This is a genomic window from Streptococcus sp. 32226D021BW, from assembly GCF_053545015.1.
On sequence record NZ_JBPPVC010000009.1, the window covers coordinates 48473 to 61405 of the forward strand.

Annotated in this window: 14 protein-coding genes; all 14 read left to right on the forward strand. The window is 41.4% G+C overall.

Annotation, left to right across the window (positions count from 1 at the left end):
• The first annotated feature begins 57 nt into the window (after window positions 1-57).
• The 14 genes from ACEE44_RS07000 to nrdI all read left to right on the forward strand — a co-directional run bounded on the left by ACEE44_RS07000 (window position 58) and on the right by nrdI (window position 12885).
• Window positions 58-2019, forward strand: coding sequence for a DHH family phosphoesterase (locus ACEE44_RS07000; RefSeq protein WP_449171747.1), 1962 nt, complete (start codon window positions 58-60; stop codon window positions 2017-2019).
• A 9-nt stretch (window positions 2020-2028) separates the two neighbouring features.
• A complete protein-coding gene (rplI, locus tag ACEE44_RS07005) occupies window positions 2029-2481 on the forward strand; it encodes a 50S ribosomal protein L9 (RefSeq protein ID WP_044754897.1) in 453 nt (150 codons plus the stop codon).
• A 33-nt stretch (window positions 2482-2514) separates the two neighbouring features.
• Window positions 2515-3870, forward strand: a complete 1356-nt coding sequence (gene dnaB / locus ACEE44_RS07010; protein WP_105144111.1) for a replicative DNA helicase — start codon at window positions 2515-2517, stop codon at window positions 3868-3870.
• Between the two features lie 3 nt (window positions 3871-3873).
• Window positions 3874-4125 carry a Veg family protein gene (locus ACEE44_RS07015; RefSeq protein ID WP_044767848.1) on the forward strand — a complete coding sequence of 84 codons (252 nt, stop codon included), beginning with the start codon at window positions 3874-3876 and terminating at the stop codon, window positions 4123-4125.
• Window positions 4126-4264: 139 nt separating this feature from the next.
• Window positions 4265-4960: a cytochrome c biogenesis CcdA family protein gene (locus tag ACEE44_RS07020; RefSeq protein WP_449171772.1), complete on the forward strand. Its 696-nt coding sequence runs from the start codon at window positions 4265-4267 to the stop codon at window positions 4958-4960.
• An 18-nt stretch (window positions 4961-4978) separates the two neighbouring features.
• On the forward strand, window positions 4979-5542 hold the full coding sequence (locus ACEE44_RS07025; RefSeq protein ID WP_449171748.1) for a TlpA family protein disulfide reductase: 564 nt from the start codon (window positions 4979-4981) through the stop codon (window positions 5540-5542).
• A gap of 213 nt (window positions 5543-5755) precedes the next feature.
• Window positions 5756-6367 (forward strand): 30S ribosomal protein S4, encoded by a 612-nt coding sequence (gene rpsD, locus ACEE44_RS07030; protein WP_002938227.1) that lies wholly within the window; start codon window positions 5756-5758, stop codon window positions 6365-6367.
• A 202-nt stretch (window positions 6368-6569) separates the two neighbouring features.
• Entirely contained in the window at window positions 6570-7040 is a 471-nt protein-coding gene (locus tag ACEE44_RS07035; protein WP_449171773.1) for a sigma-70 family RNA polymerase sigma factor, read from the forward strand.
• A gap of 163 nt (window positions 7041-7203) precedes the next feature.
• A complete protein-coding gene (locus tag ACEE44_RS07040; RefSeq protein ID WP_449171749.1) occupies window positions 7204-8217 on the forward strand; it encodes a glycosyltransferase family 2 protein in 1014 nt (337 codons plus the stop codon).
• Window positions 8218-8286: 69 nt separating this feature from the next.
• Window positions 8287-9198: an aldo/keto reductase gene (locus ACEE44_RS07045; protein WP_449171750.1), complete on the forward strand. Its 912-nt coding sequence runs from the start codon at window positions 8287-8289 to the stop codon at window positions 9196-9198.
• 9 nt (window positions 9199-9207) lie between these two features.
• Window positions 9208-9660: a GNAT family N-acetyltransferase gene (locus ACEE44_RS07050; protein WP_449171751.1), complete on the forward strand. Its 453-nt coding sequence runs from the start codon at window positions 9208-9210 to the stop codon at window positions 9658-9660.
• A 94-nt stretch (window positions 9661-9754) separates the two neighbouring features.
• On the forward strand, window positions 9755-11506 hold the full coding sequence (gene aspS, locus ACEE44_RS07055) for an aspartate--tRNA ligase (protein WP_449171752.1): 1752 nt from the start codon (window positions 9755-9757) through the stop codon (window positions 11504-11506).
• The gene (locus ACEE44_RS07060; RefSeq protein ID WP_449171753.1) at window positions 11493-12431 is read left to right on the forward strand and encodes a YitT family protein; all 939 of its coding nucleotides are present in this window, start codon (window positions 11493-11495) and stop codon (window positions 12429-12431) included. The genes aspS and ACEE44_RS07060 overlap by 14 nt, the downstream gene beginning before the upstream one ends.
• A 1-nt stretch (window position 12432) precedes the next feature.
• Window positions 12433-12885, forward strand: coding sequence for a class Ib ribonucleoside-diphosphate reductase assembly flavoprotein NrdI (gene nrdI / locus ACEE44_RS07065; RefSeq protein ID WP_449171754.1), 453 nt, complete (start codon window positions 12433-12435; stop codon window positions 12883-12885).
• Window positions 12886-12933 lie beyond the last annotated feature (48 nt).

Genomic DNA, 12933 nt, shown 5'->3' on the forward strand with positions numbered 1-12933 from the left:
TAGCGAAAACTAGCAATTTCTAGTGATTTGTGGTAAAATGGCAGGCAGAGGTTAGTGATGAAAAAATTTCGATTTTCGACAATTCATTTTGTCATGATAGGCGTTATCTTGTTTGGTTTGGTGGCTTTGATTCATCAATTTTCTCCAACAAGTGCCTTTACTATTTTGGCTCTGTTCGTGAGCTTAAGTGTGTTGGTTGCCTTATTTATCTATCAAAAACATTCCTATGAATTTAGTGAGTTAGAACAAATAGAATATCTCAATAATCAGGCCAATTCTGGTTTGATGATGCTTTTGGATAAGATGCCGGTCGGAGTGATTAAGGTCCGTCCCGATAGCAATCAAGTGGAGTGGTTTAATCCCTTTGCAGAGCTTATTTTTGCTCAGGAAAATGGGGAGTTTGACCAGAAGAAACTGCGTGAAATTATTGATGTGGGTCTGGATGAGGATCGTGTCTATGCTAATTTTTCTGGGAAAAGATACCTGGTTAACGTTGATTTCGACCATGGTTTGTTTTACTTCTTTGATGCTTCATCAGAGTATTCAGCGACAAATAGTCTAATTGGTAGTCGACCAGTTATCGGAATTATTTCTGTTGATAATTATGATGAACTCGAGGACACAGTATCTGATTCACAGATTAGTCAGGTCAACTCATTTTTGGCTCAGTTTGTTTCTGATTTCTGCCACGATTACGGTATTTATTATCGCCGTGGAACCATGGATCGTTTTTACTTCTTTACGGATTACTCTGTTTTAGAAATGTTGATTGAAAATAAGTTCTCTGTTATTGATAAATTCCGTGAAGAAGCCAAAAAATTGGAATTAGGCTTAACGCTTAGTATGGGTCTGGCCTACGGTGATGGCAACCATTATCAGATTGGGCAGGTGGCTCTTCAAAATCTCAACATGGCTGAGGTTCGTGGAGGAGATCAGGTTGTGGTCAAGGAAAATGATGAGAGCAAGCAACCGCTTTTCTTTGGCGGAGGTTCAGCTTCATCAGTAAAACGAACCCGCACTCGAACGCGTGCTATGATGACAGCCGTATCTGATAAGCTCAAATCGGTGGATGCTGTCTTTGTTGTCGGACACCGTAATTTGGACATGGATGCTCTGGGATCAGCAGTCGGGATGCAATATTTTGCCCAAAATATCATGAACAATGCCTATACGGTTTATAATCCTGATGAGATGGTACCAGATATTGCACGGGCTATTAAAAAGTTGCGTGATGAAAATTGTTCTAATCTGATTACCATTGAAGAAGCTAAGAAATTAGTTACTTTTCAGTCCCTACTCATCATGGTTGATCATTCGAAGATTGGTTTGACCTTGGACAAGGATCTCTATGAGCAATTTAGTCAGGTTGTTATTGTGGATCATCATCGTAGGGATACGGATTTTCCAAACAATGCAGTCTTGACTTATATCGAAAGCGGTGCGAGTTCAGCCAGTGAATTAGTGACTGAACTCATTCAATTTCAAAATGATAAGCGCCACAAACTCAATCGTTTGCAATCTAGTTTATTGATGGCCGGAATTATGCTAGATACAAAGAATTTCACTTCTCGGGTAACCAGTCGGACTTTCGATGTGGCCAGCTATTTGCGGACTCGTGGCAGTGATAGTCTTGAAATTCAGCAGATTTCAGCGACAGATTTCGATGCCTATCGTCAAATCAATGAATTGATTTTGCGCGGGGAGAAACTAGAGCCCCATATCGTTATTGCTTGTGGTGATGAAAACTTGGAGTATGACACGATCGTTCCTAGTAAGGCAGCCAATACCATATTGGATATGGCTGGCATTGAGGCAGTCTTTGTTGTTACCAAAAATGCCAAAGGTTACATAGCCATTTCCGCTAGAAGTCACAGCAAGGTCAATGTTCAGCGGATTATGGAAGAAATGGGGGGCGGAGGTCACTTTAATCTGGCTGCAGCCCAGGTCTACGACCAAACCCTTGAACAAGTTAAGGAAAACCTCATCAGTAAAATTTATGAGGAAATAAAAGAAAGTTAGGTGAAGCAAATGAAAGTTATCTTTTTGGCAGATGTAAAAGGTCAGGGAAAAAAAGGCGAAATCAAGGAAGTTCCAACAGGTTATGCCCAAAACTTCTTGATTAAGAAAAATTTGGCTAAGGAAGCAACAACACAAGCAATTAGTGCCCTACGTGGACAAGAAAAGTCTAAAGCTAAAGCTCATGCGGAAATGGTTGCTGAAGCAGAGGCTATCAAGGCTAAGTTGGCAGAAGAGGCTACTTTGGTGAAATTTGTCGAAAAAGTGGGTCCAGACGGTCGGACTTTTGGTTCGATTACTAGCAAGAAGATTGCTGAAGAATTGGAAAAACAATTTGGTATTAAGATTGACAAACGTCATATCCAATTGGACCACCCAATTCGTGCTCTTGGTTTGATTGATGTACCAGTCAAAATTTATCAAGATGTGACAGGTGTTATCAATTTGAGCATTAAAGAAGCTTAGAAGAGTTATCATTGTCAGTGAGGAGGTGAAATCTTGGCAGACTTAGATGAATTGCGGGTGCAACCGCAGGATATTTTAGCTGAACAGTCGGTCTTGGGAGCTATTTTCCTGGATGAAGGCAAGTTGGTCTTTGTTCGTGAATATATCGAGGCAGAGGATTTTTTCAAGCATGCCCATAAGCTGATTTTCAAGGCCATGATTGCCCTTTCTGATAAGAATGAAGCCATTGATGCGACCACCATGCGCAACTATCTGGTCAATCATGGTGATTTGGAGAATATCGGTGGTCTGGCTTACTTGGCTGAAATTATCAGTTCCGTACCGACGGCAGCCAATGCGGAATTCTATGCCAAGATTGTCGCTGAAAAATCCAATCTTCGTAAACTGATAGCCCGTTTAACAGATGCGGTTAATCAGGCTTATGAAGGTGCGGATGGTTCAGATGACATTATCGCCAATGCTGAAAAAGCCCTAATTGATGTTAGTGAAGGTGCCAGTCGAAGTGGTTTCAAGCGGATTGATGATGTTTTGAATATCAACTTTGACAATCTTGAAACTCGTGCCAAGCAGACTTCGGACATTACAGGTATTGCGACTGGCTATCCTGCCCTTGATGCCATGACAACGGGTCTGCATGAGGAGGAGTTGATTATTCTTGCGGCTCGTCCTGCGGTTGGTAAGACGGCCTTTGCTCTCAATATTGCTCAGAATATTGGTACAAAATTAGGTTTGACCGTCGCCATCTTTTCTTTGGAGATGGGTGCGGAGAGCTTAGTGGACCGTATGTTGGCTTCTGAGGGAGTTATCAATTCGCGTTCTATCCGTACGGGTCATTTGACGCAGGAAGAGTGGAATAAGTATATGGTGGCTCAAGCTAATTTGGCTCGGGCTAGCATCTATATTGATGATACACCAGGTATCAAGATTACGGAAATCCGTTCGCGGTCACGTAAGTTGGCTCAGGAGACAGGCAATCTGGGCTTGATTTTGATTGACTATCTTCAATTGATTACGGGAACAGGTCGTGAAAACCGACAACAAGAGGTTTCTGAGATTTCCCGTCAGTTGAAGATTTTGGCCAAGGAATTGAAAGTTCCTGTTATCGCCCTCAGTCAGTTGTCCCGTGGCGTTGAACAGCGTCAGGATAAGCGTCCTGTTTTGTCTGATATCCGTGAGTCAGGGTCTATCGAGCAAGATGCCGATATCGTTGCCTTCTTATATCGTGATGATTATTATGAGCGCGGTGAGCAGGAAGACGGTGGCATTCCTAACAATACGGTTGAAGTCATCATCGAGAAAAACCGTTCCGGTGCGCGTGGTACCGTGGAACTGATGTTCCAAAAAGAATACAATAAATTTGCAAGTATTTCCAAGAGAGAGGATGGATAGAGAATGAGTGATGCATTTACAGATGTTGCTAAAATGAAGCAGATCAAGCAGGATATTAAAGAGCATGAGGGTCAGATTGTGGAATTGACCCTTGAAAATGGTCGTAAGCGTGAGAAGAACAAACAAGGGAGAATTATTGAGGTCTATCAGTCCCTCTTTATCGTAGAGTTTGAAGATCCAAACAATACTTTTGTAGAATCCTATACTTACTCAGATATTTTGACAGAAAAGATTTTGATTCATTATTTGGACTAGGAATAGAAGCCTGTATTTGCAGGCTTTTTTGTATGATTTAACCAAACGATATATTGACCAAGGCAAAGCAGTGTGTTATAATATTAGTACATAAAACGCTTTCAAAATCATTTTTATGCTAGATAAAAAGGAGTTTGGTATGGATTTGCAATGGTTTACGTTTTTAGCTCTTTTTGCGGAGGGACTTTTTTCCTTTCTTTCTCCCTGTGTTCTGCCAATTCTCCCTATCTACATCGGTTTGTTGGCAGGTGGAGCTGAGGGGAAAGAGGTAGAGAAGAAGGTTCTCGTCAATACGCTAAGTTTTGTAGTTGGGATTGCTCTGACCTTCTTCTTATTGGGATTTGCCTCTAGTTTGCTGAGTAGGGTCTTACAAGCAAATGCTCAAGTCTTGCAGATTATCAGTGGTCTATTGATTGTTCTGATGGGAATTTTGCAGTTGGGTTGGTTCAATATTCCTATGTTAGAGCGTGAATTTTCTGCTAAAAACAAGGTGTACCAAGCAGGAAAACAGGTCACTCCATATCTAGCTTTCCTGATGGGTTTTACCTTTAGTTTTTCTTGGACTCCATGTATTGGACCTATTCTAGCATCTGTTTTTATTTATGCTAGCAGTCAGCAGGGGTGGTTGAGCAGTATCTTGCTGTTGGTCTATTGTCTAGGCTTTATTCTTCCCTTTATTTTGGTTGCCTTCTTTTCTCAGAAAATGTTGGCTTTCTTCAAGAACAATCGGCACTATATGGCTTGGACCAAGCGTATTTCAGGCTATTTATTGCTCTTGATAGGCTTGAGTATTTTAACAGGTTTCTTCCAGCAATTTGTGCGTTTTTTCCAGTAGGATAGAAAGGATTTGTTTATGAAAAAGTTGGTATCAATTGTCGTTTGCTTACTTGCTTCTTGTTTTATTTTGACTGCCTGTTCCCTTCTACCATTGGTAAGTCCGTCTTCTACTGAGTCGACTTTACAGGCAAATCAACCAGTCACGCTAGATTTTTCCCTAAAGGATAAGGATGGGAAGGATGTCAATCTAGCAGATTATAAGGGGAAAAAGATTTACATCAATGTTTGGGCGACCTGGTGTGGTCCTTGTCAGAGGGAAATCCCTGAATTGGAGGAAGTTTACAAAGAGTACAAGGATAAGGAAGATTATGTTTTCTTGTCTATCACGTCACCTAAGGATGCTGAGTTTGCGAATACCAATCCTGCAGATGTGAGCAAGGATGAGATCTTGGAGAAGGCTAGTGAGCTAGGAGCGACCTATCCAGTCTTATTTGATAACAAAGATCAGGCGATGACACATTTTGGTATTGCTGCTTTTCCGACACATATCCTTATCAATAGTGATGGAACCCTCAAGGTTTCTTTTGCAGGACAGGTTCAAAAGGATAAGCTGGTTGAATTATTGGAAGAAATGCACTAAGAACGATGAAAAAGGCTTTACAGAGCCTTTTTTTTGTGCTATACTATGCTTTGTGTGAAATAACAGCAGGGCAAAATGAAGCTCGTCAACAGAAGGTCAGCAAGAAGAGTAATCGTTGCTGTTTCGATGAAGGCCTCCTGCACGAATCAGGTTTGCTTAAAACGTTATTTCCTACAAATAATTTTTATATTTTATTTTAGGAGGACATAACTTATGTCACGTTATACAGGACCATCTTGGAAACAAGCTCGTCGTCTTGGCTTGTCATTGACAGGTACAGGTAAAGAATTGGCACGTCGTAACTACGTACCAGGTCAACACGGACCAAACAACCGTTCTAAATTGTCAGAATACGGTTTGCAATTGGCTGAGAAACAAAAATTGCGTTTCTCTTACGGTTTGGGTGAAAAACAATTCCGTAACTTGTTCGTACAAGCTACTAAAATCAAACAAGGTACCCTTGGTTTCAACTTCATGCTTCTTTTGGAGCGTCGTTTGGACAACGTCGTTTACCGTCTTGGTTTGGCAACTACTCGTCGTCAAGCACGTCAATTCGTAAACCACGGTCACATCCTTGTTGATGGCAAACGCGTTGATATCCCTTCATACCGTGTTGAAGTTGGTCAAGTGATCTCAGTTCGTGAGAAGTCAATCAAAGTTCCAGCTATCCTTGAAGCTGTTGAAGCAACTCTTGGCCGTCCAGCTTTCGTATCATTCGATGCTGAAAAATTGGAAGGTTCATTGACTCGCTTGCCAGAACGCGATGAAATCAACCCAGAAATCAACGAAGCTCTTGTCGTAGAATTCTACAACAAAATGCTCTAAGATAAGACTTTATATTGTAAGAAGCCTACTGTTGTGGGCTTTTTGCTTTGTCTTAAAACGTTGATTTCTGGGCTTGCTCCTCTTTTTGTTGCCTCTAAGGAGATAATGGAATAATCTAAGTAATGTCAGTTGGACAAAAATGTCCTGTATAAAGAACTCCCTTTTCGATAAACTGAAACCATCAAACAAAGGAGATAGGATGATGGAATTTGAAAAGGTGTATGATAGCGTAAAAGGTATTGTCAACAAGGCTCGAAAAGAGTTTTACATCAAGTTATGGGACAGAGATGATTGGGAACAGGAAGGTATGATGACTTTGTTCGAACTATTGGAGGAACAACCTTGGTTGATTGAGGAAAGAGCTCAACTGTATTGTTATTTCAAGGTTAAATTCCGAAACCGGGTTAAGGACCGAGTTCGCAGACAGGAAAGTCAGAAGCGCAAGTTTGACCGTTTGCCCCATGAAGACATTCACGACCTATCACATCTCATCCAATCACCTGGTTTGGTTAATGACGAGCTAGTGATGTTGAGAGGTGCCTTGAGAGATTATCGGAAAAATTTGTCTATGGACCAATTGGAAAATTATGAAAAACTCATCAGTGGTCAGAGTTTTAATGGTCGTAAGAATATGCTTCGGGATTTGCAAGAACATTTAAAGGATTTTTGTTGAAGAAGATATGATGCTAGGAGGTTACAAAAGTTACCCACAGAACATTCTAGAAATCAACTTATCCACAGGTTGTGAATAAGTTTGCCTTGAAAAATAATTATCCTCTGCACCTTTCCTAAAAATATGATAAAATGGTAGCAAATTGTGTCAAATGGAGAGAAAGATGACCTTACTAAGCATTGCCATTCCGAGTTATAATTCGGAGGCCTACCTTCATTACTGCGTTTATTCCCTTGTGATGGGTGGTGATAAGGTTGAAATTCTGATTATTAACGACGGGTCGACCGATCGGACTCAGGAAATCGCAGAGGAGCTTGCCAATCAATTTTCGAATGTACGAGCTATTTATCAAGAGAATAAGGGCCATGGCGGAGCTGTTAATACAGGGATACGTGAGGCTGAGGGTAAGTATTTTAAGGTAGTTGATTCAGATGACTGGGTGGATACCAGAGCCTATCTGAAGATTTTGGAAAGTCTACAGGCCTTAGAAGAAGCAAGTACACCTGTTGATGCCTTTATTTCCAACTTTGTTTACGAAAAAGAGGGACAATCTCGCAAAAAATCTATGTCTTATCAGGATGTTTTACCAGAAAATCGGATTTTTGGCTGGGAGGATGTGGGTGCCTTTTCCAAGGGGCAATATATGATGATGCATACTCTCATTTACAGGACAGATTTACTACGGGAGGTTGGTCTAGCTCTGCCAGAGCATACCTTCTATGTGGATAATATTTTCGTATTTACTCCTTTGCAGGCTGTGAAAACCATGTACTATCTTCCTGTAGATTTTTATCGTTACTTTATTGGGCGAAATGACCAGTCTGTCAATGAGTCCGTCATGATTAAACGAATTGACCAGCAGTTAAAAGTCAATCGAATTTTGGTAGATAATTTAGACTTGGAGGCCATTGACAATCCAGATTTACGAAGTTATTTGCTCAATCACGTGGAAATTACCACCATTATCTCCTGTGCCCTTCTCAATCGGGCTGGTACTGCTGAGCATATGATGAAAAAGCAGGAACTCTGGCACTATATTCGGGATAATAATCCAGCTCTATTTAAAATCGTTCGAAAAGGGTTACTCGGGCAATTAACCAACCTTTACGGTTACCCAGGTCGAAAAATTTCCAATGCCGTCTATAAAATTGCAAAAAGAATTTATGGTTTTAACTAAAACTCAGTTTCGGCTGAGTTTTTCTGTTATAATAAGGAATATGAAAAGCGTTTACAAAGGAGAAGATAAATGCAAAGATTAGGACAAACAGGCCTAGAAGTTTCACGAATTGGTCTAGGTTGTATGCGAATGGCTAGTTTAAGCGAGAAGGAAACAGCCAAGGTATTGGAAACCGTGGTTGAGCAAAGAATCAACTTCTTTGACCATGCGGATATTTATGGTAAGGGAGAGTCTGAAATTCGTTTTGCCCAGGGAGCCAAGTTGGCAGGCATCAAGCGTGAAGACATGATTCTTCAATCAAAATGCGGTATTCGTAAGGGTTATTTTGATTTTTCTAAAGACTACATTTTGGAGTCAGTGGATGGTATTCTCAAGCGCTTGGATACAGAATATTTGGATGTTCTTGCCTTACACCGTCCAGATGCTCTCATGGAAGCAGCGGAAGTAGCGGAAGCCTTTTATCTCTTGAAAAAAGCAGGGAAGGTTCATCATTTTGGCGTCAGCAACCAAAACATTTACCAAATGGAGTTGCTCCAGTCCTATCTGGATCAGCCCCTAGCGGTCAACCAGCTCCAGTTGTCTCCAGCCCACACGCCTTTGATTGATGCTGGCTTACATGTCAATATGAAAGATGATGCTGCGACTATGCGAGATGGCGGGCTTATCGATTATTGCCAGCTCAAAAAAATCACTATTCAGGCCTGGTCCCCATTCTTGATTGATTTGCAACGAGGTATTTTTACCAACCATCCAGACTATGCTGATTTAAATCAAACTATTTGGGAAATAGCAGAGCGATACAATGTTTCACATGAAACAATTGTCGTAGCTTGGATATTACGTCATCCAGCAAAGATTCAAACAATTGTAGGTTCTATGAATCCAGATCGCCTGACAAAGATTGCCCAGGCTAGCCAGCTTACCTTAACTAGACCAGAATGGTATGAGATTTACAGAGGTGCAGGCAACATCTTACCATAGGAGGAATGTATGAAGTGGGAAATTAAAGCATTTGACCAACTTAGTTTACAGGAACTTTACACTATCTTGACACTTCGGACCGATGTATTTGTCGTGGAACAAGCCTGTCCCTATCCTGAAGTTGACGGAAAGGATCCAAACTGTCTTCATCTTTTGGGAACTGATGAAGGAGAGTTAGTAGCTTACTTGAGAATCTTGCCAGCTGGTCTAAGTTATGATGAAGTTTCCATCGGACGTGTGGTCATCAAGCCAAGTCATCGTGGCAAAGGGTTAGGTCGGCCAATGATGGAGCAAGCTATCCATTACATTACAACCGAATGGAAAGAAAGTCAGATTAAGAGCGGTGCCCAAGCCCATTTAGAAAAGTTCTATGGCTCGCTAGGTTTTGAGGCAGTTTCAGAAGTCTATCTAGAGGACGATATTCCGCATTTAGATATGTTATATAGTAAACCAGTCCTTTAAGGCTGGTTTTTCGATTTTTCTCAGCATTTTCCCCCAAATATCAGCTATTTTATGGTAGAATGAATAAGTATAAAATCAGTAAAAGAGGAAGAATATGAAACGTTCTATGTATGCTGGACGTGTTCGTAAGGAGCATGTCGGACAGGAAATTACTTTGAAAGGTTGGGTCGGCCGCCGTCGTGACTTGGGTGGCCTGATTTTCATCGACTTGCGTGACCGTGAAGGGATTATGCAATTGGTGATTAACCCTGAGTCTGTTGAAGCTAAAGTGATGGCAAAAGCGGAGAGTCTTCGTTCCGAGTTTGTTATCGAAGTAACAGGAACGGTTGTGGAGCGTGAACAAGCAAACGACAACCTCCCAACAGGAACTGTTGAACTGCAAGTAACCAGCTTGACAGTGTTGAACACGGCTAAGACAACACCATTTGAAATCAAGGATGGTATTGAAGCCAGTGACGATACCCGTCTTCGTTACCGTTATTTGGATCTGCGCCGTCCAGAAATGCTCAACAACTTCAAATTACGTGCGGCTGTGACACATAGTATTCGTAACTACCTAGACGAGCTTGAATTTATCGATGTGGAAACGCCAATGTTGACCAAGTCAACGCCAGAAGGTGCGCGTGACTACTTGGTACCTTCTCGTGTGTCAAAAGGTCACTTCTATGCCCTTCCACAAAGCCCACAGATTACTAAGCAGCTATTGATGAATGCTGGTTTTGACCGTTATTACCAAATCGTTAAGTGTTTCCGTGACGAAGATTTGCGTGGGGACCGTCAACCTGAGTTTACACAGGTTGACTTGGAAACTTCATTCTTGAATGAAGTTGAAATCCAAGACATCGTAGAAGGCTTGATTGCCAAGGTATTGAAAGATACCAAAGGGATCGACGTGACCTTGCCATTCCCACGTATGTCCTATGACCATGCTATGAACTTCTATGGTTCAGACAAGCCAGATACTCGTTTTGACATGCTCTTGCAAGACTTGACAGCTACTGTCAAGGAAGTTGACTTCAAGGTCTTCTCAGAAGCACCTGTTGTAAAGGCTATTGTGGTCAAAGGTGCGGCGGACAGCTACTCACGTAAAGACATTGATAAATTAACAGAATACGCTAAACAATTTGGTGCCAAAGGTCTTGCTTGGGTTAAAGTAGACAAGGGAGAATTAACGGGCCCAGTTGCCAAGTTCTTGACAGAAATTACAGCTAACTTGACAGCAAGTTTACAACTTGAAGACAAGGACCTGGTTCTCTTTGTGGCAGATGAATTGGAAGTTGCCAACAATACCTTGGGTGCCTTGCGTAATCGCTTGGCTAAAGAGCAGGGATTGATTGACGAAAGCAAGTTCAACTTCCTCTGGATTGTGGATTGGCCAATGTTTGAGTGGTCTGAAGAAGAAGGTCGCTACATGAGTGCCCACCACCCATTCACCTTGCCAACGGAAGAAACAGCTCATCATTTGGATGGTGATTTGGCGCAGGTACGTGCAGTTGCCTACGATATTGTCTTGAATGGTTATGAGTTGGGTGGCGGTAGCCTTCGTATCAACCAAAAAGACATGCAAGAACGGATGTTTAAGGCGCTTGGCTTCTCTGCTGAGGATGCCCATGAGCAGTTTGGTTTCTTGCTAGAAGCTATGGACTATGGTTTCCCACCACATGGTGGTTTGGCAATTGGTTTGGACCGCTTTGTCATGTTATTAGCTAGTGAAGACAATATTCGTGAAGTGATTGCCTTTCCGAAGAACAACAAGGCATCTGATCCAATGACACAAGCTCCAAGTACAGTAGCATCAGCTCAATTAGAGGAATTGGCTTTAGACATTACACTTGAAAATGAATAAATTTTTCAGAAAACAGCGTGTACGCTTTTTAAGAAAGGCCAGAAAGAATAAGTTTTGGTCGGTCATTTTGGGAATTTCTCAGGAAAAATATGCTGAACGGATATCGGGGTCCATTATTTATGGACTCCTATCTAGTATTGCAGTCAATTTTTTCTTTCGACCAGGTAATGTTTATTCGTCTGGAGTGACTGGTCTTGCACAGATTGTTTCTGCTCTGGCAGCTTCTTACGCTGGTTGGAATGTACCGATTGCGGTGGTCTATTACGGTCTGAACATCCCCTTGCTTATCTTAGCTTGGTATAAAATTGGTTATAAATTTACTATCTTTACCTTTATTACGGTATCTTTCAGTTCTTTCTTTATCCAATTTATGCCACCAGTTACCCTGACAACGGATCCGTTAGTAAATGCTATTTTTGGCGGTCTCATGCTGGGAACTGGAATTGGATTTGCGCTTAGGAACAATGTATCTAGTGGTGGTACTGATATTGTCTCTATTATTATTCGCAAGAAGACGGGACGACAAGTTGGCTCCATTTCCTTGATTGTCAATATTATGATTATGCTGATAGCAGGGATGACCTTTGGCTGGCAATATGCCCTGTATTCAATGATTGCGCTGTTTATCTCCAGTCGCATGACCGATGCGATTTTCGTGAAACAAAAACGGATGCAGGCTATGATTATTACCAATCAGCCAGACCGAGTTATTAAACAAATTCACAAGAAACTAAATCGCGGTGTGACTATCATCAATGGTGCGGAGGGTGCCTACAATCATGAGCAAAAAACGGTACTGATTACCATTATCACACGTGCGGAGTTTAGTGAATTTAAGCAAATTATGAAAAAAGCAGATCCACAAGCCTTTGTATCGGTAGCGGATAACGTCAATATTATTGGTCGGTTTGTGGAGAGTGAGTAGGATGAAGAAAAAAATCTATCTGGTATATATCAGTTTGAGTGGCAATACGGAAAGTTTTGTAAAACGTTTGAAGTCCTTTTTCCAATTTCAGACAGATTGGGAGGTTGAACTGGTCCATGTCAAAGATTTGGTCAAGCAGGATATTCCTTTTTATCAACTCGACGCGCCTTTTGTGGCTTTTCTACCAACGTATTTAGAAGGTGGAAATGGAGTGGATAATGGATATGTGGAGATTTTGACCAATCCTCTTGGAGATTTCATTGCTTTTGGTGACAATAGAGAGCGTTGTTTAGGTGTTGTTGGTTCGGGTAATCGAAATTTCAACAACCAATATTGTCTGACTGCTAAGCAATATGTTGAGCGCTTTGGATTCCCTGTTATTGATACCTTTGAGCTTCGTGGAATGCAGAATGATATAGAGCGCATTGGTCGGAAGATAATGGAAATGATGTAAGATAATCAACCCAGTCAAACGCTGGGTTGTTTTTTATCATGCAAAAAA

What these genes read in the sequence shown, in the direction of transcription:
- ACEE44_RS07000 (WP_449171747.1), top strand. Translation starts at nt 58, where the DNA reads ATGAAAAAATTTCGATTTTCGACAATTCATTTTGTCATGATAGGCGTT.
- rplI (WP_044754897.1), top strand. Translation starts at nt 2,029, where the DNA reads ATGAAAGTTATCTTTTTGGCAGATGTAAAAGGTCAGGGAAAAAAAGGC.
- ACEE44_RS07015 (WP_044767848.1), top strand. Translation starts at nt 3,874, where the DNA reads ATGAGTGATGCATTTACAGATGTTGCTAAAATGAAGCAGATCAAGCAG.
- ACEE44_RS07020 (WP_449171772.1), top strand. Translation starts at nt 4,265, where the DNA reads ATGGATTTGCAATGGTTTACGTTTTTAGCTCTTTTTGCGGAGGGACTT.
- ACEE44_RS07025 (WP_449171748.1), top strand. Translation starts at nt 4,979, where the DNA reads ATGAAAAAGTTGGTATCAATTGTCGTTTGCTTACTTGCTTCTTGTTTT.
- rpsD (WP_002938227.1), top strand. Translation starts at nt 5,756, where the DNA reads ATGTCACGTTATACAGGACCATCTTGGAAACAAGCTCGTCGTCTTGGC.
- ACEE44_RS07035 (WP_449171773.1), top strand. Translation starts at nt 6,570, where the DNA reads ATGGAATTTGAAAAGGTGTATGATAGCGTAAAAGGTATTGTCAACAAG.
- ACEE44_RS07040 (WP_449171749.1), top strand. Translation starts at nt 7,204, where the DNA reads ATGACCTTACTAAGCATTGCCATTCCGAGTTATAATTCGGAGGCCTAC.
- ACEE44_RS07045 (WP_449171750.1), top strand. Translation starts at nt 8,287, where the DNA reads ATGCAAAGATTAGGACAAACAGGCCTAGAAGTTTCACGAATTGGTCTA.
- ACEE44_RS07050 (WP_449171751.1), top strand. Translation starts at nt 9,208, where the DNA reads ATGAAGTGGGAAATTAAAGCATTTGACCAACTTAGTTTACAGGAACTT.
- aspS (WP_449171752.1), top strand. Translation starts at nt 9,755, where the DNA reads ATGAAACGTTCTATGTATGCTGGACGTGTTCGTAAGGAGCATGTCGGA.
- nrdI (WP_449171754.1), top strand. Translation starts at nt 12,433, where the DNA reads ATGAAGAAAAAAATCTATCTGGTATATATCAGTTTGAGTGGCAATACG.